Annotated in this window: 21 protein-coding genes; 9 read left to right on the forward strand and 12 right to left on the reverse strand. The window is 66.2% G+C overall.

The genetic code is table 11. The features are described from left to right. The 7 genes from AB0L82_RS16665 to AB0L82_RS16695 form a co-directional block, all read right to left on the reverse strand. Complete coding sequence (locus AB0L82_RS16665; protein WP_364636665.1) at positions 1–996, reverse strand: SCO2522 family protein; 996 nt, start codon at positions 994–996, stop codon at positions 1–3. Further along, complete coding sequence (locus AB0L82_RS16670) at positions 996–1,919, reverse strand: SCO2523 family variant P-loop protein (RefSeq protein WP_364636667.1); 924 nt, start codon at positions 1,917–1,919, stop codon at positions 996–998. The genes AB0L82_RS16665 and AB0L82_RS16670 overlap by 1 nt, the downstream gene beginning before the upstream one ends. Before the next feature lie 11 nt (positions 1,920–1,930). Continuing rightward, the gene (locus tag AB0L82_RS16675) at positions 1,931–3,775 is read right to left on the reverse strand and encodes an SCO2524 family protein (protein ID WP_364636669.1); all 1,845 of its coding nucleotides are present in this window, start codon (positions 3,773–3,775) and stop codon (positions 1,931–1,933) included. Positions 3,776–3,948: 173 nt separating this feature from the next. Next, on the reverse strand, positions 3,949–4,974 hold the full coding sequence (locus AB0L82_RS16680; RefSeq protein WP_364636671.1) for an SCO2521 family protein: 1,026 nt from the start codon (positions 4,972–4,974) through the stop codon (positions 3,949–3,951). Positions 4,975–4,986: 12 nt separating this feature from the next. Beyond that, on the reverse strand, positions 4,987–5,997 hold the full coding sequence (locus AB0L82_RS16685; RefSeq protein WP_364636673.1) for an SCO2522 family protein: 1,011 nt from the start codon (positions 5,995–5,997) through the stop codon (positions 4,987–4,989). A gap of 2 nt (positions 5,998–5,999) precedes the next feature. Beyond that, complete coding sequence (locus AB0L82_RS16690) at positions 6,000–6,920, reverse strand: SCO2523 family variant P-loop protein (protein WP_364636675.1); 921 nt, start codon at positions 6,918–6,920, stop codon at positions 6,000–6,002. Further along, the gene (locus AB0L82_RS16695; protein ID WP_364636677.1) at positions 6,920–8,812 is read right to left on the reverse strand and encodes an SCO2524 family protein; all 1,893 of its coding nucleotides are present in this window, start codon (positions 8,810–8,812) and stop codon (positions 6,920–6,922) included. The genes AB0L82_RS16690 and AB0L82_RS16695 overlap by 1 nt, the downstream gene beginning before the upstream one ends. A gap of 150 nt (positions 8,813–8,962) precedes the next feature. Here AB0L82_RS16695 and AB0L82_RS16700 point away from each other — a divergent pair, with 150 nt between their 5' ends. Genes AB0L82_RS16700 through AB0L82_RS16710 form a run of 3 tightly spaced genes read left to right on the forward strand, consistent with a single transcriptional unit; the run spans position 8,963 to position 11,929 of the window. Then, positions 8,963–9,829 carry a sugar ABC transporter permease gene (locus tag AB0L82_RS16700; RefSeq protein ID WP_364636679.1) on the forward strand — a complete coding sequence of 289 codons (867 nt, stop codon included), beginning with the start codon at positions 8,963–8,965 and terminating at the stop codon, positions 9,827–9,829. Beyond that, a complete protein-coding gene (locus AB0L82_RS16705; RefSeq protein WP_364636681.1) occupies positions 9,819–10,652 on the forward strand; it encodes a carbohydrate ABC transporter permease in 834 nt (277 codons plus the stop codon). Before AB0L82_RS16700 ends, AB0L82_RS16705 begins: the two co-directional genes overlap by 11 nt. Beyond that, positions 10,649–11,929, forward strand: a complete 1,281-nt coding sequence (locus AB0L82_RS16710) for an extracellular solute-binding protein (RefSeq protein ID WP_364636683.1) — start codon at positions 10,649–10,651, stop codon at positions 11,927–11,929. Before AB0L82_RS16705 ends, AB0L82_RS16710 begins: the two co-directional genes overlap by 4 nt. Positions 11,930–11,967: 38 nt before the next feature. On the opposite strand, the gene AB0L82_RS16715 is transcribed toward AB0L82_RS16710, so the two are convergent. After that, positions 11,968–12,900 (reverse strand): DNA-3-methyladenine glycosylase 2 family protein, encoded by a 933-nt coding sequence (locus tag AB0L82_RS16715; protein ID WP_364636685.1) that lies wholly within the window; start codon positions 12,898–12,900, stop codon positions 11,968–11,970. Next, complete coding sequence (locus AB0L82_RS16720) at positions 12,897–15,746, reverse strand: FAD-binding and (Fe-S)-binding domain-containing protein (protein ID WP_364637932.1); 2,850 nt, start codon at positions 15,744–15,746, stop codon at positions 12,897–12,899. The genes AB0L82_RS16715 and AB0L82_RS16720 overlap by 4 nt, the downstream gene beginning before the upstream one ends. A 213-nt stretch (positions 15,747–15,959) precedes the next feature. Here AB0L82_RS16720 and AB0L82_RS16725 point away from each other — a divergent pair, with 213 nt between their 5' ends. From AB0L82_RS16725 to AB0L82_RS16745, 5 genes are all read left to right on the forward strand, one after another. Then, positions 15,960–17,840 carry an ABC transporter ATP-binding protein gene (locus AB0L82_RS16725; protein WP_364636687.1) on the forward strand — a complete coding sequence of 627 codons (1,881 nt, stop codon included), beginning with the start codon at positions 15,960–15,962 and terminating at the stop codon, positions 17,838–17,840. An 82-nt stretch (positions 17,841–17,922) separates the two neighbouring features. Beyond that, complete coding sequence (locus AB0L82_RS16730) at positions 17,923–18,855, forward strand: methyltransferase (RefSeq protein WP_364636689.1); 933 nt, start codon at positions 17,923–17,925, stop codon at positions 18,853–18,855. 275 nt (positions 18,856–19,130) lie between these two features. Next, positions 19,131–19,622: a hypothetical protein gene (locus tag AB0L82_RS16735; protein WP_364636691.1), complete on the forward strand. Its 492-nt coding sequence runs from the start codon at positions 19,131–19,133 to the stop codon at positions 19,620–19,622. 76 nt (positions 19,623–19,698) lie between these two features. Further along, the gene (locus AB0L82_RS16740) at positions 19,699–20,778 is read left to right on the forward strand and encodes a DNA polymerase IV (protein ID WP_364636693.1); all 1,080 of its coding nucleotides are present in this window, start codon (positions 19,699–19,701) and stop codon (positions 20,776–20,778) included. Positions 20,779–20,850: 72 nt separating this feature from the next. Next, on the forward strand, positions 20,851–21,633 hold the full coding sequence (locus AB0L82_RS16745) for an enoyl-CoA hydratase-related protein (RefSeq protein ID WP_364636695.1): 783 nt from the start codon (positions 20,851–20,853) through the stop codon (positions 21,631–21,633). Between the two features lie 33 nt (positions 21,634–21,666). Here AB0L82_RS16745 and AB0L82_RS16750 read toward each other — a convergent pair whose 3' ends face one another. After that, on the reverse strand, positions 21,667–22,485 hold the full coding sequence (locus AB0L82_RS16750) for an alpha/beta hydrolase (RefSeq protein ID WP_364636697.1): 819 nt from the start codon (positions 22,483–22,485) through the stop codon (positions 21,667–21,669). A 165-nt stretch (positions 22,486–22,650) separates the two neighbouring features. Between AB0L82_RS16750 and AB0L82_RS16755 the strand changes: the two genes are divergently transcribed. Then, positions 22,651–23,643, forward strand: coding sequence for an oxidoreductase (locus AB0L82_RS16755; protein WP_364636699.1), 993 nt, complete (start codon positions 22,651–22,653; stop codon positions 23,641–23,643). Here the strand turns inward: AB0L82_RS16755 and AB0L82_RS16760 are convergent. Beyond that, entirely contained in the window at positions 23,640–24,344 is a 705-nt protein-coding gene (locus tag AB0L82_RS16760; RefSeq protein WP_364636701.1) for an endonuclease/exonuclease/phosphatase family protein, read from the reverse strand. The two genes, AB0L82_RS16755 and AB0L82_RS16760, sit on opposite strands and share 4 nt — an antisense overlap. A gap of 120 nt (positions 24,345–24,464) precedes the next feature. Next, positions 24,465–25,634, reverse strand: a complete 1,170-nt coding sequence (locus AB0L82_RS16765) for a transposase (protein ID WP_364636703.1) — start codon at positions 25,632–25,634, stop codon at positions 24,465–24,467. Between the last annotated feature and the right edge of the window lie 25 nt (positions 25,635–25,659).

Below are 25,659 nucleotides of genomic sequence, written 5' to 3' on the forward strand. Positions count from 1 at the left end.
TCAACTCCCCTCGAGAAGCAGGTGCCCGACGCGCTCGACGACCTTGTCCGGCACGTCGACCCGCTCCGCAAACCCCTGACGCGCGACGAAATCGGCGACATCGTCATCGATCGCCAGGTGATCGAGGATTACCCGCACCGCGTGTTCGATCGGCAAGTAGCGCTTGGGGAGCATTGACATGGTCCGATAGGCCGTGAACGGCGCGGCATTCTCGTTGAGCCGCACCACAGGAGGCAGATCCTGCCAGGAGCCCGGCCATTCCCGTCCGGTGGCCCACTGCTGTGGTTCCACCACCGCCGCACCGTGATAGCGGAGCATGCCCAGCCGCAAGAGCTGCCAAACCGCCGCGAGGAAGGGACAGGACCAGCGCCGCTCCGGATCCCGGTCGTGCCACAGCTCCACATCGAGGAATATCGAATGCTCGCGCCGCCCGTGTTCCTGTGGGGGACTGTAGGTTTCGCGATGCATGGCGGCGCGAGACCTGCCGATCCGCTCTCGCCGCCCATTGCAGAGCCAGCCGGATTCGGCGGTCGGCGGTCGGCCGCCATTGGCCGTCTCCTCGTCCTCCGGCTGCGCTATCAGCCGAGCCGCCACCATTTCGGCGACCGGAATAGGTTCCCCCAGTGGCACACCGGCGGTGAAGAGCGGCGTCTCATGACAGCCGGATTCGCGCGCCAGATAGTCCAGGGACAGCCCCGCGTCGGCCGCGACACCGAGCAGGCGGTCCAGCACCTTGCCGGGTTCATGGCCGGTCTGAAAATAGTCGTCCATCAGGTAGCAGGTACTGACCCGGGCCTCCGGACCGAATTCGACCCGCGCCGATTCGGTGAAGGCCCGCACCAGCGGAACAGCGCGGCGGAACTCGGCCCGAATCCGGTCGGTCTCATCGAGAATCTCATCGAGCGAGAAGTGACCGATTTCGATCGACAGATGGGCCATGGGTAGCGGCGCGATGGCCGACTCCTCCGACGACTCACGATAGGTTGGTTGCGCCATCACTCGATATCCCACGTCGTCTTGTCGGTGAGCTTCTGCGCCAGGCGCATATACGCGTCCACCGTAGCCGGATTGGCGAGTTTGGTAGTCACGTCGACATCCATGATCAGCTGTTCCCGCCACTGCAGCATCGGCTCAATTGGCGTCTTTCCCAACAGCATCGGGGTGCCCAGACCATTCGCCGCCGCCAGCGCGGCCAGCGCCTTGGCCTGCGCGTTCAGCCATTTCACCTGTTCTGGACGCTCTGCGGCCGGGGGCTGTTCGGATGCGACGGCGGTGCGCACACAACGGGTCGAACCGAGCAGCGCGTCCCGATCGTGCCCCCATTCACTGCCGGTCTTGAGCAGACCGTGTGGACCGTGCACCAGGCCGCCCGCCGCCAGCACATGCTGGCGGGTCCAGCGGTGGAAGACCAGCCAGCGATGCGAATAGTCTCGCAATTGCTCCGCGGCGGTGACGCGCAATGCGATCTCCAGCGCGACCGACCGCCCCGCGCTGAGATCGACTATCACCACGCCGAATTCACCGAGCAGCGCGGACAGCAAAGCGATTCCACGACCCACCATCGCCTCATCACATCCGGCGAACTCCGCACCCCCCTCATCGCCGGGAAACAGCATCAACTTTCCGGACCCCGCCGGGACTCGGCGCAGATCGACCCGATCGGTGCTGCGCGCGATATTGAGGCGCACAGGCTCGCCGATCTGGTCGAGCAGATACGAGTGCACCCCCGTGCCCTCGGCGATGCCGCGTTGCGCGTGACCGATATCGAACAGTGCGCCGGCGGTCGGTGAGCCGAAATCGAAATCGACATAGGCCACGTCATGTCCGCGCAGGCTCAGCTGGTAGGCGATATTGCAGCTGGTGACCGATCGACCCGTACCGCCCTTGTCCGACGTGGCGAACACCAGAATCGGGTCCATACCCCGGACGCTCATCGATTGGCGTCTTCCCGGGCATAGGCCAGCGAATTCAGGCGCATCAGCGCGTCGGCGGCCAGGCTCTCGGCAGTATGCGGGCGCTTCGGCGCAATGGCGCGAGCCCGATCGAGTGACCGCTCGATCGCTTCCAACTCTCGGCGCTGCGGTGAATAGGCGGCATCCCCGACCTCCAGGAACTCTTGATTCAGCAGATGATCGGCCTCACTGATCCGGCCCGTCGCGCTATTCACCATTGCCGCAGTGGCCAGCGGCGGGCGCGAGAACGTATTGTGCGCGACCACCAGGCATTCCATCATCCGTTCGGTCAGGAACCAGGAGGGCGAGGGATGGGCGACGTTGTCGGCCGGGGCCAGGTTGTCCCACAATCCGGAGGAACGGCCGCGTGTGACGGCTCTGTCGTGCATATGCTCCATGGCCGTGGCGGCGAGATCCAATAGCTGCTCCCGGGTTTCGACATCACGGGCCAGTCGAGCTGCCTGCAGACTGCGCTTCAGTAGCAGTGTGGTGAAGTCCGCGACGTGGTAGCCCATCAGCGGACCGTCATCGACGTCCTGGGATCCCTTGAGGGTCAAGGTAATTCCGGGATAGTGCAGCGTGGCCGCCGGATCGTCCGGGACTTCCCGATTGGTGATGCGTGCACGCTGAGCCAATTGAGTCAGGACCGCGACGGTCCGCGCGAGATCGGTGGTGGACTCCCGGTCCAGCATGTCCTGGATCAGGAACGACGTCACTGCCAGGCTGTAGTAGTCGGACTGTTTGCCGTCGGAGGTACGCCAGGGCAGATCCTCCAGCGGCCAGCGGCCGGTTCCGAAACGGGAGATCGTGGACCAGTAGCGCTGGGTAAGTTCCGCGCGCTTGCGAAGGGAGTCGGCGAGCTGCAACTGCTCGCCCTCGAGCAGGTCCGGCTCCTGAGTTCGTTGCGAGTAGAGGTCTTTGACACCGTCGAGCGCGACCAGGGTGAAATACAGATACGGCTCGGTTACCGCGAAGCCCGGCCGTTCACCGACCTGCAGTGCAGACCCCGCACGTGGGACGGCATTGCGGTCGATACCCCAGCTCCAGCCGCATTCGAAGAGCAGGTTGTCATCTCGTAGATCGGTGTCGGGGGTCTGCCCACTCCGAATATCGTTGCGCGCCTGCACTCGAATCCGTTCCAGGGTCCCGGAGAAGTCGGCGATGACATCCTTGAACGCGGATCCGGTCTGGTTGACGAGTGTCAGAATCTCCTGTCCCGCAGCAGAACTGAAATGCGGGGTATGAATGACGAAGCTGCGGATCAAACCGGTCATGGCGGCGGTGAGACGGGTCTGCACCCGAGGTGTCAGCTCCTCGATCCGCTCGTCCAGCCGCCCGGCCTGCAACCGCACCTCACCGCTGAGATAGCGCTGCAGGCCGCGTACGAAGCGCAGTACCGCGATGCACAGGCTCAACGACATCGAGTAGGAGTCGACCACATCAAGTTTCCGCTGCTCATCGGTGGGCGCACCCTGGCCGACATCGCGAAAATAACTGCCACCCGCGAATATCGGCTCGCCATCGGCGCCGGTATAGCGGTCGAAGAACTGTCCGGTGACCTCGACCAGGAATTCGCCGATCCAGAGATCGTCACCGAGTACCGACATCACCGAGGCGACATCATCGGCCATCGCGATGCTCTCCGGATCCAGCGCGAAATTCGACAGCTCGGTCGCCGGATACAAAAGACACATCAACTGCTCGGCGTCGCAGATCGAATTACTGCCGTCGCGCCCGCCCCAGACCCAGGCCTTGTCCCGGTACGACGTTTCCAGGTGCGCACGCCATAACTCGAGCAGTTGCTGCCGCGGTCGAATCCTCATCGATCCCCCTCCACGAGCCGACCGGATACGGCTCGTCGCCGAACTCGTCCTCCCCAGTGTGTATGTTACCCCCGACCTTGTCATCGGTTGCGCCAGAATATGTTTCGTGACCCGATCAGGGTTGCGGTCCGAGTTATCGGCCAGTTTCACGCACGCTGTCCAGGGTTGGCTGTTCAGCTGAAACGCGGGAACCGCCACGATTTCCTTTTGTGTTCATCGGCCGCACACCGGGCAATTGTGTCCAGCTCTCGAGGAATGGCGGCCGCTCGCTCGATTCCGCTGACAAATAGGCGGTTCCGGAGCTGTTCGAGCCGCGCCTCCCACTGCCGGGAGAAACCGGCTTCCGCATCCAACCCCCGCCACAGTTCACGCAGCGGCGGGGGTGTGTGCGCGTCCGGCATCCACAGATGCCCGAGCCGCTCCAGCACGGGGGCGAGCAGTGTGATCACCCGGTCCGGAGATTCGGCCACCTCGGCCGCATCGAGCGCAGAGGCGAGCGTAGTCAACAGCCAGTCATGTGCGGCCAGATCCTCACAAAAGCGCTGCACCGCAGTAAGATCGGCCACGGTGGGCACCGTCACCCGGACCAGCCGCAGCGTCTCATCAGCCAACCCGAAGGTGAGAGTGGGGCCGCTCTCCGGGGCGGCTACCCGAGCCGCCCAGCGCAACCGGGTCGACGGAGCGCGGATCGGTGACCAACCGCTCCACCGGGGATCGATTCGCAGGCGGGTGAGCAGTCGATCGGCAATCGGGCCGAGCGCCAGGGTGTCGGCTGTGGAGGCCGTCAGGAAGCCGTCCGCGATATCGGGCACACTGCGGCCGTCATCCTTGACCTTGTTCAGCAGCTCGACCGTACCCGGGTGATTCAGGTAGTGCCGCCATGGTTTTCGCCGGCCATCCGCAGCACGGAACACGCGGACGCGAGCCGATCCCTGCGCCACCCGGCCACCCACCAGGGTGCCCCGCGCAGCCACGGTGCCGACGACGCGGCTCGCCGATCCGGACATGGTGGCCAGCTGACAGTCCACGCCTGCCAAGGTATCCGGCGAGATCACCAGAGATATTGGGCGCCAGTGTGTTTCGGCAGATTCACCGGGAAGAAGTGTCAGCAATTCGGCAGCCTCGACGTACGACAGCGCGGATGCGGCGGGCAACAACCCGGTGCACACCTCACCCAACAGCACCAGCGGATCATTCATCGACGCCCCGACTCAGACATCGCCGAGCAGGACATGGGTGATCCGCCGGTTCACGTCATCCGGCAGCGTGATGTTTTCCGCGGCAGCGCGTTCCACCAGTTGGCCGACTACCTCCCGGTCCAGCCGCAGGTGATCGAGGACCACCCGTACAGCGTGATCGACGGCGAGGTGGTCGGTGGGCAATATCGATAGCGCGTGATATGCGGCGAACGGCGCGGCTCGCGGGTTCAGCCGCGTCACGGCCGCGAGTCCCCGCCAGTGTTCCGGCCAGGATTCGGGCAGGTCCCGCGGTGCCGCCACCACCGCGCCCTCGTATCGAATCAGTCCCAGCCGCAACAACTGCCAGATAGCCCGCAGGAACGGGTCCGACCAGCGCACACGCTCCACTGGTGCACCATCGATGGATTCGGTCCAGCGATCCCACAGCTGCACGTCAAGGAAGATCGAATGCCGGCGCGCACCGAACTCCTCGGGTGGCCGATACGGCTCGACCCGCATCGCCTGCGCCACAGCGTTGTCCGAGGAACGCAGACCATTACACAACCAGCCCGACTCCGAGGTGGCCGCGCGGCGGCCGGTGGATTCGCCCTGCTCCGGCTCCGCGACGATGCGCGCGGCCACCATCTCCGCCAGGCGAATCGGGTCGCCGGTGGGCTCGCCTTCGACGAAGACCGGTGTCTCGGCGCAACCCGCCTGCCGCACCAGATAGTCGATCGTGACGCCGCATTCGCCCGCCACCCCAAGCAGTTTCGCCAGGATATCCGCCGGTCGACTCTCCGACCCGAAATAGTCGTCGATCAGGAAACAGGTGCTCACGCGCGCGCCTTTCCCGAACTCCAGGATCGCGGTCCGCCGATACGCCTCGACCAGGGGCGCCACCCGCTCGAAGTGTCTCCTGATCCGATCCGAGTCATCGGCCACGTCCGCCATGTAAATGTGACCGGCTTCGATGGAGACATGGGACAGCGGCTGTCCGGCAACCCCTTTGCGGGGTGCGCCCTCGCGATACTCGACGGCAGCCATGGTCACTCGACCCCTTCCCACTCAGCTTCGTCGCAGAGACGCTGTACGAGTTCTCGAAAGGCGTTCACGGTTTCCAAGTTGGCGACCCCTTTGGCCACATCCTCGTCCAGAATCACCTGTTCCCGGCACTGCAATATCGGCTCCACCGGAGTCTTTCCCAAGAGAACCGACCGACCCATCCCGTAGCGAATCGCGGACCGATCGAGTGCGATCAACTGCGTTTGCAACCAGGCAGACTGCGCTGACCGAAGTACCTGTGTACCCAACTCGGGTACCGCGGTCCTTACAAAGCGCATCGATCCCCGCAGCTCTCCGCGTTCGAACCCGCAGTCCCGCCCGAGGTGCAGAATGCCATGTTCGCCATGCACAAGTCCGTAGGTCGCGGCGATGTGCTGACGGGTCCAGCGATGAAACACCAGCCATCGGAAAACGTTGTCCGCCAAGAGCGGATGCTTGATCGCCCGCACCGCCAGGGTCAGTGCGGCCGAACGACCCGCGCTCAGATCGATGAAACTGAGATCGAAGTCCCGGTCACACACGGCGAACAGTTCAGCACATCGCGCCACCATGGACTCTGTTATGCCACTGATAAATTCACCGCCACCTCGATCGCCGGGCAATAGCACCAAGCTGCCCGGGGAGCGGCATGACTGCTTCAGTTCCCGGCGATCGGTCGTGACGTGAATGCCGACCCGCTGGACGTCAAGGCTTCCACCCGACAGATACCTGTGCAGACCTGAGCCGTCCGAGACGCCACGATCGAACTTGCCGATCTCGAATATTGTTCCGGCCGTTGGTGATCCGAAATCGAAGTCCAGGTAGGCGACCTTACGTCCGCACATACTCGCCCAGTACGCCATATTGCAGCTGGTCACCGAACGGCCGGTGCCGCCTTTGTCGGATGCGGCGAAGACCAGGACCATTACCGGTTCCAGAAGACGTCAAGGTTGCGGGTGGCATCGAGGCGGGCAACTGCCAGTTCGTCCATCTCCACCAGTGCCTGCAAAGTCAAACTCAGTGCTGTTCCCGGCAATTCGTCCACGATCCCGCGCGCACGGGTCAGATTTCGTTCGCATCGAAGCAGTGCGGTGCGATGCGCGGAGTGCTCGGCACTCAGTTCGAGCAGATCGCGATTGAGCAGATGTTCGGCCTCGATGAGCATCTCCATCGCTCGCGACGCCAGAGCGGGCGCCCGCAGCGGCGGATCGTGGAACATGCGTGCGGCCGTCACCAGGCACTCGACCACCCGCTCGGTGAGATACCAGGAAACCTCGGATATCGCTTTGCCACCGAATATTCGGGATGGATCGTCCCACAACCCAGAGGCCGCACCGTCTCGGCAGGTTCGAAGATTCAGATGGTCCATGGTGGCCTGTGCCAACCCCATCAAACGATCCCTGGTGTCCACATTGCGGGACAGCCTCGCCGCGTGCAGCGTTCGCTTCAAAAGCACTGTGGCGTAGTCGGATACAGTCCATACCAGTAAGGGCCCGCCATCGACTTCCGCGCTGCCGAGCAATCGCAGCCGCAGCCCGGGGATATGTAGCAGGCGCGCCGGATCATCCTCGGTCGAGCGGCTGATGATCCGGCCACGACGCGCCAGTTCATCGAAAATCATTGTGGCCCTTGTAATGTCGTAATCGTCGGCCTCATGATGGAGTAGATCCTGTAAGAGTACGGCAGACACCGTGAGGCTGAAGTAATCCGACTCCTCGCCATCGGAGGTGCGCCATGGAATATCCTCCAGCGGCCACCGGCCCGAACCGAACCGGGCCACGGCGGACCAGTAACGCTGTGCCAGATCCGAACGAAGTTGCAGAGCCTCGGCGAGGCGGCGCTGATCACTGTCCAGCAGGTCGAGTTCACGAGTTCTGGCGGACATGAGATCGTTGATGCCGTCCAGCGCGACCATTGTGAAATACAAGTGGGGCCGGGGAGTGGCATAGCCGAACGCAGCGGCGATGGGTAGATCCACGAACTCGATGGGTGCGGCATCGCTGACCAGGCTCCAGCTCCAACCACATTCGACGAGCAATTCCTCATCGTAGAGATCCACGTCCGGGGCGTGACTCAGCGTGAGGTCCCTGCGCAGGCGGGTGCGCACCCGCTCCAGTCGCTCGGCAACCGCCTGCACCACGGTTCCGTCGGAAACGTCGGTCTGGTTGAGCATGGAGAGCATGGCTCGGCCCTCGGCCGAATCCGGCCGCACGGTGCTGACCGCGAAACTACGCACCAGGCCGACCATGGCCGCGGTCAGGCGGGTGCTGATTCGGCAGACCAGAGCGTTGACTCGATCAGTCGAGATCTTGACTTCATTTCGATACCTCTCGACTGCTGAGTGCTGAAAGCCACGCAGAAACTTCAACGCGGCCAGGCAAAGCGTCAACGACATGGAATAGGAGTCGACGACGTCGAGAGACCGCTGTTCCGCCGTCGGTTCCTGATCCTCGGCCGACGACAGGTAGCTCCCCGCCGAGAATATGGGGATATCTCGGGTGCCGTTTCCATCGGTCGATTCGATCCGGGTATAGCGATCGATGTAATCCTCGAGCACATCGACGATGGTCATTCTGATCCGAACGGCGGAGCCCATCGGCGACAGCACGGTCAGGATGTCATCGGCGATCGCGTCGGGGTGATCCAGGGCGAAGCCCTCGATCTCGGTGGCCGGATACAACAGGCACAGCAGCTGCTCGGCGTCGCTGATGGAGTTGGAGCCGTCCCCGCCGCCCCACACCCATTCGCCATCGCGGTAACAGGCGGCCAGCAGCGACTGCCAGATACCGAGAATCTGCTGTCGTGGCTGAATTCTCATCGACGTCGTCCCCGCCTGTCGTGACTCGCTTCCCCGGTCGCAGAACAATCATGCGCCCGGGCGGTGCGGTCCGGCCGAAAACGCTGACTGATCGGATGATTCATAAGGCGTCGCGCGGGATTTGGGGGTGGGGCGGTAGCGTCGGCGCTCATGAACCGGGCCGTTAGGCGTGTGGCCACCAGTTATGTCCTGCTGTTGCCGAGTTTGATCGGTGTCGGCTGTTTTCTGCTGGTTCCGATCGGGGTGGTGCTGTGGCTCAGTCTGCACAGCTGGAATCTGCTGGGGCCGATGGAGTTCAGCGGGCTGGCGAACTGGCGGGCGGTGCTGGGGGATCGGGAGTTCGGGCATTCGCTGCTGGTGACGCTCGCGCTGACGGCGATGGTGGTGCCGGTGCAGACGGCACTGGGGTTCGGGGTGGCGTCGCTGCTGGCGGGCCGGGGGCGCGGGGGGACGGTGCTGCGGGTGGTGTACGCGCTGCCGTGGATGTGTGCGCCGGTGGCGGTGGGGGTGGTGTGGCAGTGGATATTCGCGCCGACGGGCGGGGCGCTGAGTGCGGTGCTGGGTCGGCGGGTGGAGTGGTTGAGTTCGCCGGTGCTGGCACTGCCGTGTGTGGCGGCGGTACTGGTGTGGATGAACGTGGGGTACGTGGCACTGTTCTTCGTCGCGGGGATACGGGCTATACCCGGGGAAATACTCGACGCGGGGGCGCTGGACGGGGCCACCGGGTGGCGGCGCACACGATGGCTGGTGCTGCCGCTGTTGCGGCCGACGATGTTCTTCGTACTGGCCACGGGGGTTTTGACGGCATTTCAGACATTCGACGCGGTGTATGCGCTCACCCGGGGCGGACCCGACCATCGCACGGATGTCGTTGCCATGCGGCTGTATTCGGAGGCGTTCGACGCGGCGCGGCCGGGCCGGGCCGCCGTCATCGCGGTGGTGATGTTCGCCGTGATGTTCGCGATCACCTTCGCGCAGCATCGGTACTTCCGGAATCGGACCGGCTATGAATACTGAATCGCGCAGGGGCGCGGTGCGTTCCGGGCTGGCATATCTGGTGTTGATCGCGGGGGCGCTGCTCACCGTCGCACCGCTGGTATTGAGCGCATCAACCGCGTTCAAGACCCCCGGGCAGTTCGCCGGCGAATCCGCTTTGACGCCACCGCATCCGGTGACGCTCGACAACTTCCGCACGGTGCTGGACCAGGGCGTGGGCCGGGCCGTGATCGTGACCGCGCTGATGACGGTGTGCATCACCGTCGGACAGCTGCTGGTCTCGATCCTGGCGGCATACGCGTTCGCGCGCACCAACTTTCCGGGACGGGAGGCGCTGTTCTGGGTGTACCTGGGCACCATGATGGTGCCCAGCGCCGTCACCCTCATTCCGCTGTATCTCATGTTCGCCAAGCTCGGGTGGTTGAACACCTTCTGGGCGCTGGTGCTGCCGTTCCTGTTCGGCTCGCCGTACGCGATATTCCTGCTGCGGCAGTACTTTCGGGCGATACCGGGTGAACTCATCGATGCGGCCCGGACGGACGGGGCGAATACGCTCGATATCCTGGTGCACGTGGTGGTGCCGATGAGCAGGCCGATCCTGGCCACGCTCACCGTGATCACCGTTGTCACGCAATGGAACAGCTTCATGTGGCCGCTGGTCGCGGCCAGCGGGGCGAAGTGGCAGGTGCTGACCGTCGCCACCGCGAATATGCAGACGCAGTACAACTCGCAGTGGCCGCTCATCATGGCGGCGACCACGCTCGCCATCGCGCCGCTGGTGGTGGTGTTCGTGGTGTTCCAGCGGCAGGTGCTGCGGTCAATCGCGTGGACGGGGCTCAAATGAGGGTCAAGGATTCCACCCGGGTCGTGCTCGGGATCGCACTGGTCATCGCGATGCTGGTGGGGGCGGCGCTGTGGCTGGGGCGGGACGGGGAATCGAGCGGGCGCACCGTGGTGCGATTGCGGATCTGGGATGAGAGCTTCGTTCCGGCGTACCGGGCGTCGCTCGACGAGTTCGAGCGAGCCAATCCGGATATCGAGGTGCGAATCACCCTGGTGCCGTGGGCTTCCTACGCGCGCAAGCTGCGCCTCGATGTGGCGGGCGGGATCGCCGACGATCTGTTCTGGACCGGACTGTACGAGGACTACGCCGATAGCGGGCGACTGGTCGATATCGGAGCGGCATTGGGGGAGCAGGCCGCCGCGGCATGGGATCCGAGCGCGGTCGACCAGTTCACTCGCGGTGGAAAGCTCTGGGCGGTACCGCAATTCGTCGATGGCGGCAGCGCGGTGTTCTACAACCGCGAGCTGCTGGAGCGCGCCGGGGTCGATTCGGGAGAACTAACCGTCGTGCGCTGGAGTCCCGATGACGCGGTGGATACCTTCCGTCCGCTGCTGCGCCGACTGCACGCCGCCGCACCGTGGCCGTACAACGCCGCCAAGGACTTTCAGTCCATCGAACTGCCGTACCTGGGTTCAGCGGGAGCCGAATTACAGCGTGAAGAACGGTTCGAGTTCGCGAATGCGCAGGGCAACGCGGCGTTCGGCTATCTGGTGGGGCTCATTAGGGATGGGCTGTCGCCGTCCGCCGCCGATACGAACACCAGCGGGGACTTCGCGAAAAACGCATTCCTGCAGGGGAAGATGGCGCTGTTCCAATCCGGCAGTTTCACGCTCGCGACCATCGCGCAGCAGGCCGGGTTCCGCTGGGGGCTCACCCTCATACCGCAGGGGCCGAAAGGCCGGATCAGCACCAATAATTCGATCGCGGTGGCGGGCAACGCGGCCTCGGCGCATCCCGAGCAGACGCGGCGGGTGCTGGCGTGGCTGGGCAGCGCGGCGGGCAATCGCTATCTCGGGGTGGCGGGGGCCACCATTCCGGCGGTGCTGTCGGAACAGCATGTGTACCGCGACTATTGGGCGCGGCACGGGGTGGATGTGACACCGTTCTTCGAGGTGCTGCGCGACGGGCGGATGGCCGGTGGCAGCGGGCCCGGATTCCCGGCGGCCCTGGAAGCCATGGATCCGATCCTCGCCGAAATGTTCCTCGGCCGCGTACCCGTGGACGTGGCGCTGCGGCGTGCGCAAGATGCCGGGAACGCGGCCCTGGACCAGCGCTGACGACATCGGCCCGGCATGGCCGCGACAGAGGTGGCGGGTCAGATGCGGCTGTGATCGGTGTACGGCGTGCGCGGACCGAACTTCGGCTTGTGCGCGAACCCCGCCAGACCGAGTAGCCGAACGGCCCGATAGCGATGCGGCCGTAGCGGTTCCAGGTAATCGATCATCTCCGCATCGTCGATCGGACGGCCCAGCAGTGTCCAGCCGACGATCGCGGCGAGATGAAAATCGCCCACCGACAACGCATCCGGATCACCGAAGGCGCGCTGTGCGATCTCCGCCGCCGTCCACACCCCGATACCGGGCACGGTGCGCAGCCGACGCTCGGCGTCGGCATGACTCATGGCCGCCGCCTCCTCCAGCTTCCCGGCGATACGGGCCGCCAGCACAATGGTTTTCGAGCGCTGCGGACCCACATTCGCGCGGTGGTAGACCCACGACGGAATATGCCGCCAGGTCTCCGCGTCCGGCATCACCCGCAAGCCGTCCGGCGCGGGTCCGGGCGCGGGAGTTCCGTACCGCCACACCAGCTTCCGCCACGAATCGTGCGCGGTCCTGGTGTGCACCTTCTGCTCCAGCACGCACGGCACCAGCGCCTCGAACACCAGCCCGGTCCGCAACATCCGCAGACCCGGATTGAGCCGATGCGCCTCGGCCACCTTCGGATGCTCGGGCGCGAATCCGCTCAGATCCTCGTCCAGGCACAACATGGTCGGCACTTGCTCGAGAAACTCCTCGGCCCCCGGACCCCACGCCCGGGCCTCCACCGCACACCGATCGACCTGCCGCAATCGATAGGTCACCACCCCGGACGCCATCCGCGAGGCATGCCAGTGCGAACCGTCCGGCGTCTCCCGATGACAGGGATCGCCGAACCCGTGGCGCAGCGGCGCGACGGTCGCCGCGAGATCGATGGGACGCTCCGACCGCACCGTGCGCGTCAATGCGGTGGCGATCGGCGCGGTGGTCACCGGGACATTCTGCCAGTGCCCGAATCCCCGATCAGGAATTGGGCGAGATGCCGGGCGGACCTGCCCGCCAGCTGGGCGGCCTGGGTGCGGCAGGAGAAGCCGTCGGCGAGGAGGACCGCGTCGGCGGGTGCGTCGCGCAGCGCGGGGAGCAGGCCGTTCTCGGCCACGGCGACCGAGACGTCGTAGTGGCCGCGCTGCATGCCGAAGTTTCCGGCCAGACCACAGCAGCCCGCGATCTCGCGCACGGTCGCGCCGGTGCGCTCCAGGATGCGGCGGTCCGCCGCGAAACCAGAGACCGCGTGCTCGTGACAGTGCGGCTGGACGACCACCGTCCGATCGGAGCGATCCGGGGGCGTCCAGTCCGGCTGCGCCTCGAGAAATTCCGCGAGGGTGCGCACGGCCGCCGCGACCGGGGCCGCACGCGGATCGTCGGGCAGCAGGCGGGGGAGATCCTCGCGCAAGGCGGTGGAGCAGGACGGCTCCAGGCCGACGACCAATCCACCGGCGCGCACATGCTCGTCGAGCGCGTTCACGGTGGCGCGCAGGCGCTTTCGCGCCCCGTCCAGTTGACCGGTGCTGATCCAGGTCAGTCCGCAGCACACGCGCTGATCGGCGACGACAACCCGATGGCCCAGCGATTCGATCAGTTCGACAGCCGCCCAGGCGATCTCGGGATCGAAGGCATCGGTGAAGGTGTCCACCCACAGCAGCACCGCGGGCGCGACGGGAACAGCACCGGCCTTACCGATCTCACCCATCGCGACCGCTTGATCGGGTGTGGTGGGGAGCGACGGCTTGCGGCGAGCGTTCCAACCGCGGCGGAAGCTCACACGCGCCAGTTCCGGCACCGGGCGGCGGGAATCGATTCCCGCCGCGCGCGACCCGATTCGGCGCAGGATCGCGTTCCCGGACAGCGCGTTGGCCAGGCGGGGGAGACGGGTCGCGGCGGACAGCCACTGCGGGAGACGGCCTAGGGCGTAGTGATCCAGGGGGCGGAGGCGGCCCCGGTAGCGGCGGTGCAGGGTTTCGGATTTATAGGTGGCCATATCGACTCCGGCTGGACAGTCGGAGTGACATGCCTTGCAGGACAGGCAGAGATCGAGGGATTCGGCGACGGCGTCGGAGCGCCAGTCCAGGGCACCCCGAACCACTTCTTGCAGGACGCGGGCGCGCGCTCGGGTGCTGTCCTTCTCATCCGCGGTGGCCAGATAGGACGGGCACATGAAACCGCCGGAGGCGCGGGTGTCGGCGCGGCATTTGCCCACACCGACGCAGCGGTGCACGGCGGTTCCCAGATCACCGTCGGCGGGGAAGGCGAAGCCGCCCGCGGCGGGAGTCGGCAGCAGTCCCGCGACACGCAGATCGGCGTCGATGTTCCTGGGGCGCACCAGAACACCGGGGTTGAGGACGTCGTCCGGGTCGAATAGCGCCTTGAACTCAGCGAACGCGGTGAGCGCGGCGGGGGAGTACATGTGGCGCAACAGTTCCGAGCGGGCGCGGCCGTCGCCGTGCTCGCCGGAGAGGGAGCCGCCGAACGACACCACCTGCCGGGCGGCTTCTTCCAGGAAGTCCCGGAAGCGTTGCGGGGCATCGGCTATCGGGAGATCGAGGCGGACGTGGATGCAGCCGTCGCCGATATGGCCGTAGAGGAGTCCGTCCACCCGGTGCTCGTCCATGAGCTTCTCGAATTCGCGCAGGTAGTCGCCGAGCCGCTCGGTCGGGACCGCCGCGTCCTCCCAGCCCGGCCAGGCCGGATTACCCTCCGGGGTGCGGCCGGACAGGCCCGCGCCATCGGCGCGAATCGCCCACAGCGCCTTCGCTTCCCGGCCGTCGAGCACCAGGCGGGAATCCACGGCTCCGGTGGATCGACACAGCAGTTCGGCGGTCTCACGTGCCTGCTCCGGCGTCTCACCCTCGATTTCGACGAACAGCCAGCCACCGCCGCGCGGCAGGGCGGGGACGCCACCGCGATATTTGCGCACCACGTCGACCAGGCGCGCGTCCATGCCCTCGACGGCGACCGGCCGCAGTGCCATGACCGATGCGACATCGTCCGCGGCCGTTGGCATATCGGGGTATCCGAGGACCACCAGCACGGTCGCGGCCGGGACGGGCACCAGCTCGACGGTCGCATCCAGCAGCAGACCGCAGGTGCCCTCGGTGCCGACGAACGCCTTGGCGATCGACGAACCCCGTTCCGGCAGTAGATGTTCCAGCGCGTAACCCGACGCCTGGCGCTCGAATCGGCCCACCTCGGTGCGCAGCACGGCCAGATTCGCCATTGTGAACTCGCGCAGGCCGGGCAGCACCGACAGATCGGCTCCGAGTCGCCGCTCGGTACCCGAACCGTCGAGAATTCGCAGCTCACGCACGGTATCCGAGGTTCGCCCCCAGGCCACCGCGTGCGGTCCGCAGGCATTGTTGCCGATCATCCCGCCCAGCGTGCAGCGGTTCTGCGTCGAAGGATCCGGTCCGAATCGCAACCCGTGCGGGGCGGCCGCGCGCTGCAATTCCCCGAGCACCACCCCGGGCCGCACCCGCGCCCACCGCTCCTGCGCGTTCAGCTCGAGGATCGCGTTCATATGGCGGCTGAAATCCAGCACGATGCCCGCGCCGATGGCATTCCCGGCCACCGAGGTCCCCCCGCCCCGAGCCGTGACCCCGAGCCCTTCCGCCCGCGCGAACTCCAGCACCGCGCGCACATCCGAATCGCCGTGCGGAAACACCACCGCCGCGGGCAGCACCCGATAGTTGGAAGCGTCGGACGAGTACTCCGCCCGCCGCCGCTCGGACCACTCGACCTCGCCGTCGACCCGCCCGCGCAACTCCCGCATCGCCGCTTCCATCCGCACCCCGCCAGCCTATGAGCCCGGACCCGCGATGGGCCGAACGCGCACACACCACGTCTGGGACGACGGGGGAGTCGGAGCCTTCGTAGAGAGATCCGGTGTTCGCCGGCAGCGAATCCCTGCCGGTAACGACTTGTCCTCAACCTTTGTTGAGGTCCTACTGTCGGTGGTCTGAGGTTCGATGAACTTCAGACGGTGAGGAGTGCGGTTATGACCATGGAATCCATCGCTTGGAGTCAGCTCTATCGGCAGGCGAACGCGCCTACCGCGCAGCGGCCGCTGCGGGCCGGGACCGCTCGGCGGATCCTGGTGTTCGCGCGGGCGCATCATCGGCGGCTGGCGGCGTTCCTGGCGTTCAGCATCGTCTCGGCGCTGCTCGCGGTGGCGACGCCGGTGCTGGCCGGGCGGGTCGTGGACGACATCGTGAAGGGGTCCGCTCCCCGGACGGTGCTGATTCTCGCGGCCGTCATCGCGCTGGTGGCGGTGCTGGACGCGGCGCTCGGGGTGGTCATTCGCTGGCTGTCCTCCCGAATCGGGGAGGGGCTCATCTTCGATCTGCGCACCGCGGTCTTCGATCACGTGCAGAAGATGCCGGTCGCGTTCTTCACCCGCACCCGCACCGGCGCGCTGGTCAGCAGGCTCAACAATGATGTGATCGGTGCACAGCGCGCGTTCAGCTCCACGCTGTCCGGTGTGGTCACCAATGTGGTGACGCTCGCGCTGACCCTCGCGGTCATGCTCCGATTGTCCTGGCAGATCACCCTGCTCGCGCTGGTGCTGCTCCCGGTGTTCGTCCTGCCCGCCCGCCGCATGGGCGAGAAGATCGCCGGCATCCAGCGCGAGGCCGCCGGACTGAACGCGTCCATGAGCACCCAGATGACCGAGCGGTTCTCCGCACCGGGCGCGACACTGGTGAAACTCTTCGGCCGCCCGCAGCAGGAATCCGCCGAATTCGCGGTGCGCGCCGGGCGCGTGCGCGATATCGGGGTGCGCACCGCCATGCTGCAAACCGTGTTCGTCACCGCGCTGACATTGGTGTCGGCGCTGGCATTGGCGCTGGTGTACGGACTCGGCGGCTACTACGCGCTGAAGGGACAGCTGGAACCCGGTGCGGTGGTTGCGCTTTCGCTGCTGCTGACCCGGCTCTACTCACCGCTCACCGCATTGGCCAGCGCACGGGTGGACATCATGTCCGCGCTGGTGAGTTTCGAGCGGGTCTTCGAGATCCTGGATCTGAAACCGCTCATCGAGGACGCACCGGATGCCCGCGCGGTGCCGGAGGGCCCGATCGCGGTCGAACTCGACAACGTGAGCTTCGGTTACCCGTCGGCCGAGAAGGTGTCCCTGGCCTCCCTGGAGGATGTGGCGACGCTGGACACCCGCGGCGGCGAGGAAGTGCTGCACGAGGTCAGCCTGCGCGCCGAACCCGGGCAGATGGTGGCCCTGGTCGGCTCCTCCGGGGCGGGCAAATCGACCATCGCGCAATTGGTTTCGCGACTGTACGACGTGGACTCCGGCTCCGTGCGGCTCGGCGGCGCGGATGTGCGCGAGCTGACCGGGCGGTCCATCCAGGACACCGTCGGCCTGGTCACCCAGGACGGGCATCTGTTCCACGACACCATTCGCGGCAACCTGCTGCTGGCCCGGCCCGAGGCCACCGAGGACGAACTCTGGAATGCCCTGGAACGGGCGCGCCTGGGTGAGCTCATCGCCTCCCTGCCCGACAAACTGGACACCGTGGTCGGTGAGCGCGGCTATCGCCTCTCCGGTGGCGAACGGCAGCGGCTCACCATTGCCCGGCTGCTGCTCAAGCAGCCGCGCGTGGTGATCCTCGACGAGGCCACCGCCTCCCTGGACTCCACCTCCGAGGCAGCGGTGCAGGAGGCGCTGGCCGAGGCGCTCGACGGCCGCACCGCACTGGTCATCGCGCACCGGCTGTCGACCATCCGCAATGCCGATCAGATCCTGGTGCTCGAACACGGCCGCATCGTCGAACGCGGCACGCACACCCAACTGCTGGCCGCGGGCGGGCGCTACACCGACCTCTACCGCACCCAGTTCGCCGACGACAGCGAGCCCGCCGCGGCTTGATCGGTTTTTGCCGGTCCGGACACCTTTTGCCGGACCGGCAAACAAAGTTGGCAATACGGGAAAATTCGATACGGTCGTAGGAATGGGAGCACACACGCACGGGCACTCGCATTCACCCGATACCGTCGGCCATCACCACGGCCACACCTATGACGGGATCGATTGGACCGAGCAGATCGGCAATCTGCGGCGGGAGGATCTGATCACCGCCGACGCGCAGGCGCGGATCGCCGAGCGGCTCATCGGCCTGCCGACCGGATCCGACGGGCAGCCCGTGATCGTGGATATCGGGGCCGGTGCGGGCGGGCAGAGCGCCGCGTTCGCGGTGGCGCTGGCCAAGCGCGGCGGCGGACGGCTGATCATCGCCGACGCGGTGCCCGAATTGCTGACCGCGGCCCGCGAGCACACCGAACAGGCCCTCGCGGGCGATGATCGGGTGACCATCGAGACCGTGGTGGTGGACGCCGCCGCCGACAGCGTGCTCGAGGCGGTCGCGCCGGCCGATATCGTCTGGGCCTCGCGCATGGTGCACCATCTGCCCGATCAGCAGGCGGGCGCCGATCGGCTCGCCAAACTGGTGCGTGCCGGCGGCTGGCTGGCACTGTCCGAGGGCGGGCTCAGCACCCGAAATCTGCCCTGGGACATCGGAATCGGCGCACCCGGCCTGCAGGACCGGCTGCTCGCGGCCCGGGACGCGGCCTTCGTGCGCATGCGCGCCGAGATCACCGGCACGGTCCCCATGCCCTACGGCTGGACCACGACCCTCACCCGCGCCGGACTGACCGAGGTCACCTCGTTCAGCGTCCTCACCGATCACCCCACCGCGACCCCCGAGGTCCGCGCGTCTGTGGCCGCGTGGCTGGAATCGCTGCGCGACCACGTGAGCGATGCCATCACCGCCGAGGATCTCGAGGCTCTGGACGCGCTGCTGGACCGGAACGCCCCCACCTACGTCGCCAACCGCGACGATCTCTTCGTCCTCGGTGCGAGCACGATCCATATCGGGCGCCGATAATCCTGTCCCGCATCGCATTTCACCTACCCGGCGGTAGCGCGGCGCTGCCGCCGGGATGACCGCGCATTCGCGAGGCGAACGGATTCATAGCGATTCGGTGCTACGACGTTTGCAAGATCAGTTGAGAATGCATCGTCGATGGTATCGGTGCGAGTCCCTCCTGTGACCGTTCCGTTAAGGTACGGCCGGTCTCAAATGCCCTGCTGTACGGCATAATTCGGGTTCCCTGGCACAGCAGTCGGACGCTTGTTTCACATGCCGGGGGAGGAGTTTCGGTGAGCCGTACCACGGAGCAGCGGCGGGTGCCCGCCTTCGGTTTCGATGATTTGCAGCGTTTCGCTGCCGCCGCGCGGAGAAGCGGTGAGCAGGTCCGAACGCCGGCCCCGGCGGCCCCGCCGCTGGAATTGCGCGTGACCGGTGAATCCCGGCGCACCGAGGAACAGTGGACGGTGCCGGAAAAGCTGGTCGCGGAATGCACTTCGGGCAAGGTCGTCGTCGACTTCACCCAGGCCTACTGCTCCCGGCGCGAAATCGATATGCGGGTCATCGCGGGCTCCGGCACCATCATCGTGATCGTGCCGCGCGGCTGGCGGGTCGACCTCGACGCCGTGGAAATCGGCACCGGGGGACATGTCTCGAATCGCGTGACGCTGCCGCGCTTCCCGGGGGCGCCGCTGATCCGCATCGAGGGCCGGGTGGAAACCGGGGTGCTCAAGGCGCGATACGCGTACCGCTCGCCGAAGGCGTGGCTGCGCGGGGATCGCTGACCCCGTCACCGCACCGATACCGCGCGGGTGAGCCGGTATCCGGGCATTTCGACAGACCATGCGGTATGACGGAAGGGTGACGCGCTGGCTGCTGCACGTCGACCTCGACCAATTCCAGGCCGCGGTCGAATTCCGGCGGCATCCGGAGCTGCGCGGTCAGCCCGTCATCGTGGGCGGCAACGGGGATCCGAAGGAACCGCGCAAGGTGGTGTCCTGCGCGTCCTATCCGGCGCGGGCCTACGGGGTGCGCGCGGGCATGCCGTTGCGATCGGCCCTGAAGATCTGTCCCGACGGGGTGTTCCTGGCGCAGGATCTCGCCACCTACGCGGAGGCGTCCGAGGAGATCATGACGCTGCTGCGCACCTTCCCCGGACGGGTGGAGGTGCTCGGCTTCGACGAGGCGTTCCTCGCGGTCGACACCGATGATCCGGAGCAGATCGCCCGCGATATCCGTTCCGCCATCGAGGAATTGGGCCTGACCTGCGCGGTCGGCATCGGCGACAATAAGCTGCGCGCCAAACTCGCCACCGGATTCGCCAAAGCCGTTGGTAAGACCGGGGATACGGACAACACCGACTCGGACGCCACCCAGGCCACCGGCACCGGCATCTTCCGGCTCACCGCCGACAACTGGACCGAACTCATGGCGCACCGCCCCACCACCGCGCTCTGGGGCATCGGCGCGCGCATCGCGAAACGCATGAGCGCCTTGGGAATCGAGACCATCGCCGATCTCGCGGCCTCGGATCGCGATCTGCTCGCCAAGGAATTCGGACCCAATACCGGCCCCTACCTGTGGGTGCTCGGGCACGGTGCGGGCGATACCGATATCTCGGAACCGCGTGAGCCGGTGGGTCATTCGCGCTCGGAGACCTTCCCCGCGGATCTCACCGAACACGCCGAACTCGATGCCGCCATCACGCGGCTGGCCACCCAGGTCGCGGAGGAGACCATCGCGGGCGGCCGCGGTATCGGCCGGGTCGGGGTCACGGTGCGCACCAAGACCTTCTTCACCCGCACCAAACAGAAGAAGCTGCCGCGACCCACCACCGATGTGGACGAGGTCGTCCGGACCGCGCTGCTGATCCTGCACACCTTCGAACTGGATCGCCCGATTCGCCTGCTCGGCGTGCGCGTCGAATTCGGGAGGGAATGACCGAACCGCAGGCGGGCACACCGCGTTTGTCATGCTGGGATCAGGCATACCGACGGAAGGCACCACCGGACAATGAGCAACTACCAGAACATCAGCTTCGTGACGGACGGCCCGATCGCCCGCATCACGCTGAACCGGCCCAGCGCCGCCAACGGCATCGACCAGGCGCTCGCCGACGAACTGGCAGCCGCCGCGACCTACTGCTCCGAGGATCCGGCCGTGAAGGTCGTGGTGCTGACCGGTGCGGGCAAGTTCTTCTCCGCGGGCGGCGATCTGCGCGCCATGTCCGAGAGCCCGGACACCGGTGAGTTCATCGCCAAACTGGCCGACACGCTGCACCAGGCGGTATCGGCGCTGGCGCGAATGGACGCGCTGCTCATCGTGGCGGTCAATGGCACCGCCGCCGGGGCGGGCATGAGCCTGGCCGTCGCCGGTGATCTCGTGGTCGCGGGCGAATCCGCCGCGTTCACCATGGCGTACACCAAGGTCGGGCTGAGCCCGGACGGCGGCGCGTCCTACTATCTGCCGCGCCTGATCGGCGTGCGCCGCACCCAGGAACTCATGCTCACCAATCGGGTGCTGCGCGCGGCCGAGGCGCTGGACTGGGGCCTGGTGCACCAGGTGGTGCCGGACAGCTCGCTCACCGACACCGTCGACGCGCTGGCGCAGCAGTTCGCGCAGGGGCCCAAGGGTTCCAACGCGAATGTGAAGAAGCTGCTGCTGGTTTCATCGCAGCACACCCTGGAGGAGCAGCTGGCCACCGAGGCCTCCTTCATCACCCACGCCGCGGAATCCGCGGACGGCGTCGAAGGCATTGCCGCGTTCCTCGACAAGCGGTCGCCCAAATTCGCTTGAGCCACATCGTGATTCGCCGAGGAACGCGGGCGTTCAGCTCTTCAGGAACTCCAGGATCTCCGCGTTCACCTCGGCGGCATGGGTGATGTACAGGCCGTGCCCGGCATCCCAGTACTCCTTCAGCACCGCGTGCGGCGCCAGCTTGACCGCCTGATGGCTGCTGATCTCGATCGGAATCGACTGATCGGCCAGGCCGTGCAGCAGCAGGAACGGGACCGTCACCGCGGCCACATCCGGGCGGTGATCGGAATGGAACAGGTCCCGCTGCACCGCGATCGTGGCATACGGTGACGCCGACAGGCAGCGCTGAATCTCCATATCGATGACCGCCTGCGAGGTGCCGCGCCGCAGATGCGTGGCGAAGTAGCCCTGTGCGCGCTCGGCGAACCACTGCGGGCGATCCGACTTCAATTGTGCCGCAGAGGCTTCGAAGGCCGCCCGGGGCGCGCCGATCGGGTTGTCCTCGGTCTGCAACATGTACGGGATGGCCGGGGCCAGCAGGGCGATGCGGTTCACCCGGTCCTGACCGTGCCGGGCCAGATAGCGCACCACCTCCGCACCGCCCGCCGAATGCGCCACCATGGCGAAATCGTTCAGGTCCAGGTGCGCGATCAGGGCGGCGATATCGTCGGCGCGGGTATTCACGTCGTATCCGGCGGCCGGGCGATCGGAACGGCCGTGGCCGCGCCGGTCCAGCAGGATGCAGCGGTAACCGCGTTCGACGAAGTAGTGCAGCTGGTACTCCCACATATCCGCGTACAGCGACCAGCCCGCGATGAAGACGAGCGGCGCTCCGGTTCCGTACTCTTCGTAGGCGAGGGTGGTGCCGTCGGTGGTCTGGAAATAAGGCATATCTGCTGCGCTCCTTGGTCTTTCGCGGTGCGGGGAGAATGTCTCCCGCTGTGCTGAGAACAAGGTTGCCGCAGTGCGGGAACGAAAGCGATTACGTGCGGGGTAAAGTCACCGCTTCCCCCGGAACATCGCCCTGACCAGCGGTTCGAGTCCTATGCTCGGTGCATGGAGTTCCAGGCGATGGTGGCACGCAAGACGGACAGCGGGATCGCACTCGCGCGCGAGACGGTCGGCGACGACTTCCTCGGCCCGGGCGAGGTGACGATCAAGGTGCACTTCACGAGCGCCAACTACAAGGACGGGCTGGCCATCACGCCCGGCGGCGGCGTGGTGCGCGAGTATCCGATCATCCCCGGCATCGATCTCACCGGCGAGGTATTCGCCTCGGACAACCCGGAATTCGCGCCCGGCGATCTGGTGGTCGCGCACGGTTATGACATCGGCGTCGCGCATAACGGCGGTTTCGGCGAGTACGCCCGCGTCCCCGCCGACTGGGTGGTGAAGCTCGACGGCCTCACCCCGCGCGAAGCCGCCGCCCTCGGCACCGCCGGTTTCACCGCGGCCATGAGCGTGCAGGCGCTGCTGGACAATCGCATCACCCCCGATTCGGGTCCGGTGCTGGTCACCGGTGCGACCGGCGGTGTCGGCAGTGTCGCGGTCGATATCTTGGCCGGACTCGGCTTCGAGGTGATCGCCTCCACCGGAAAGCTCGGCGCCACCGAACTTCTCACCGCGCTCGGTGCGGCCAGCGTGATCGGCCGCCTGCCCGGCGAGGGCGAGAAACTCCGCCCGCTCGGCAAGGCGCAGTGGGCCGCCGCGGTCGACAGCGTCGGCGGCACCTCCCTCGCGCATATCCTCTCGACCGTCAAATACGGTGGCGCGGTGGCGGTTTCCGGCCTCACCGGCGGCACCGACCTGCCCACCACCGTGATGCCGTTCATCCTGCGCGGGGTCTCCCTGCTCGGTGTCGACTCCGCGCACTTCCCGATCAAACCCCGCCGCGAGTTGTGGGCGCGGCTGGCCAAAGACCTGAAACCCCAGCATCTTTCACTGCTGGAGAACTACGCGCCCATCACCGAGGCCGAAGCCGTGCTGCACTCCATCCTGGAGGGCAACCACTCCGGCCGCACCGTGCTCGGCGTGGCGGGGGAGTTCTAGCCGATCGTCGCGCGTACGAGATTGTGGTCGGACACCCCGGCCACATCCTCGACGGCCGTGGCCCGCGCGGGGATGCCGCGCGTCACCACGTGGTCGATGAACTGGGATTTCTCCGCGCCGGAGCTGCGCGGGCGCGTCGCGATGGCATCGGCCGGGAGCGCGGCGACGGTGTAGTCCGGCCCCAGCGCCGCACCGACTTCCGCGGCGGGCGCGTTGAAATCGCCGAGCAGCACCACCGGTCCGCCCGCGGTCAGTTCCGCCAGCCGCGCGAACTGCCCACCGCGCCGATCATCGCCGGTCACGTGCGTGGCGACCACGAGCACCTCGTCCAGCAGCACGGCGACATAGCCCTTCCCCGGATCACTGGTGAAGGCTCCGGCGGCGAAGTCACGCGCGATGCCGTCCACGATCAGAACGAGGAATTCGGCGCGCTCATCGAGGACCGAAGGGACCCGGCGCGGCCGCGGCACCCGCGGATACCGCAGCACATGGAACTCGCGGTCCGGCAACGCTTCCCGCAGACTCGCGAGTTGATCACCACTCACCTCCTGCAAAGCGATGACCTGCTCGGATCTCCCCGCCACCACCGCGGTGACCCCGTCGATCCGCACCTTCTCCTCCGGCCAGCGCCCGGAAAACGAGCTGTCCCAGTTATCCGCATGAACCCGATGCAGGACATTCCAAGTGGCAACAGTGATCACCCAGCACACGTTACGAGACACAAACGGACCGCGCGGGATTCACGTTTCATATCAACCATCCGTCCCAAGAAGACGGACTTGCTGCTCACGCTCTCACTGGCTGTGAGAGGAGTGGCTGCTTTAGGCCGGTTGATTGGCGGCCCGATAGCTTTCATACCCGAGTACGGCAATATTGTGGGCGGCGTTGTGATCGGCGTGACCGGTCCACGCGCATCGACGGCACCGAAACACTGGCTGACTGGGTCTGTTCGCCGAGTCGATGTGTCGACAGCGGTGGCAGGTTTTGCTGGTGCCACGCGGGTTGACGACCTGCACGGGAACTCCCGCAGCTTGCGCCTTATATGCGATCTGCTTCCGCAGCTGCGCGAATGTCCAGGTATGTAATTGGTGCCGCTGCGTGCGAGCGAGCCGTACCCGGTCCCGGATTCCCGACAGGTCTTCCATCGCGATGCCTTGTCCGGTGCGTTGTGCTTGCGCGACAATGGTTTTGGAGAGCTGGTGGTTGATGTCGGTGGCGTAGCGGGTTTCCTTCCGGCGATGCTTCTTCAATTTGCGTTTCGCAGACTTGGTTCCCACCTTTTGTAAAGCTGTGCGCAGGACCTGATGCTTCTTCCTGACCGCGGTGACCGCACCACCCGACCAACGCAGATCGAGGTTGGAGGGATCATCGGCGGTGGTGACAGCCAGGTTCACGATCCCCAGGTCCACCCCGAGCCAGCCGTCCGGACCATCCGAAGGGGTCAGCGAGGGTGGAGTGCTTGTATCGACGGTGGCGTGCAAGTAGAAGTGGCCGTCGCGGAGGATCAGATCCGACTCCCCTTTGCGATCCGCAAGTAGTGCCAATTGCCATGGCGCACATACGAATCGTAAGCCCTTCATTCGTCCTGCCGTGGTCCAGATCGACACCGTCGAGTCTTCTATCTGCCATGACAGGCATCGATCGTCGAATGGTTGGCCCGCATCGTCACGGAACACGATGGCCTTGCCTGCGATCCTTCGATAGCGATTCGATCCGGGCAGTCCATAGTTCCCCCCGACGAGCTTTCCCTGCCGGGTCGCGTAGGCGTCCGAGACCTTCTTGATGACCCGAATCGCGGGCTGCGCGGACAGTCCGCGCGCCTTGAGATCGGCGTACACCTGTTTCTGTAATGCGAATGGCCTGCGATCGGTAGCGGTGTGCGCGAACCGGGAGACCGCATTCGCCCCTGTATTGCACAACTTCAATGTTGATGACAACGCCGCGTGCTGCTCCGGAGTGGGAACCAGCTTCACGGTGACGATCCGTTTCACGACCCGCCCCTGTCGTTGCTACCGT

Source organism: Nocardia sp. NPDC052001, from assembly GCF_040680615.1.
Taxonomy (GTDB): Bacteria; Actinomycetota; Actinomycetes; order Mycobacteriales; family Mycobacteriaceae; genus Nocardia.

Excerpts from the sequence above, each read along its gene's own strand:
- AB0L82_RS16705 (WP_364636681.1), top strand. The coding sequence starts at position 9,819 with ATGAATACTGAATCGCGCAGGGGCGCGGTGCGTTCCGGGCTGGCATAT.
- AB0L82_RS16725 (WP_364636687.1), top strand. The coding sequence starts at position 15,960 with ATGACCATGGAATCCATCGCTTGGAGTCAGCTCTATCGGCAGGCGAAC.
- AB0L82_RS16700 (WP_364636679.1), top strand. The coding sequence starts at position 8,963 with ATGAACCGGGCCGTTAGGCGTGTGGCCACCAGTTATGTCCTGCTGTTG.
- AB0L82_RS16730 (WP_364636689.1), top strand. The coding sequence starts at position 17,923 with ATGGGAGCACACACGCACGGGCACTCGCATTCACCCGATACCGTCGGC.
- AB0L82_RS16685 (WP_364636673.1), bottom strand. The coding sequence starts at position 5,997 with ATGGCTGCCGTCGAGTATCGCGAGGGCGCACCCCGCAAAGGGGTTGCC.
- AB0L82_RS16745 (WP_364636695.1), top strand. The coding sequence starts at position 20,851 with ATGAGCAACTACCAGAACATCAGCTTCGTGACGGACGGCCCGATCGCC.
- AB0L82_RS16750 (WP_364636697.1), bottom strand. The coding sequence starts at position 22,485 with ATGCCTTATTTCCAGACCACCGACGGCACCACCCTCGCCTACGAAGAG.
- AB0L82_RS16690 (WP_364636675.1), bottom strand. The coding sequence starts at position 6,920 with ATGGTCCTGGTCTTCGCCGCATCCGACAAAGGCGGCACCGGCCGTTCG.
- AB0L82_RS16755 (WP_364636699.1), top strand. The coding sequence starts at position 22,651 with ATGGAGTTCCAGGCGATGGTGGCACGCAAGACGGACAGCGGGATCGCA.
- AB0L82_RS16675 (WP_364636669.1), bottom strand. The coding sequence starts at position 3,775 with ATGAGGATTCGACCGCGGCAGCAACTGCTCGAGTTATGGCGTGCGCAC.
- AB0L82_RS16720 (WP_364637932.1), bottom strand. The coding sequence starts at position 15,746 with ATGGAAGCGGCGATGCGGGAGTTGCGCGGGCGGGTCGACGGCGAGGTC.
- AB0L82_RS16710 (WP_364636683.1), top strand. The coding sequence starts at position 10,649 with ATGAGGGTCAAGGATTCCACCCGGGTCGTGCTCGGGATCGCACTGGTC.
- AB0L82_RS16665 (WP_364636665.1), bottom strand. The coding sequence starts at position 996 with ATGGCGCAACCAACCTATCGTGAGTCGTCGGAGGAGTCGGCCATCGCG.
- AB0L82_RS16695 (WP_364636677.1), bottom strand. The coding sequence starts at position 8,812 with ATGAGAATTCAGCCACGACAGCAGATTCTCGGTATCTGGCAGTCGCTG.
- AB0L82_RS16680 (WP_364636671.1), bottom strand. The coding sequence starts at position 4,974 with ATGAATGATCCGCTGGTGCTGTTGGGTGAGGTGTGCACCGGGTTGTTG.
- AB0L82_RS16670 (WP_364636667.1), bottom strand. The coding sequence starts at position 1,919 with ATGGACCCGATTCTGGTGTTCGCCACGTCGGACAAGGGCGGTACGGGT.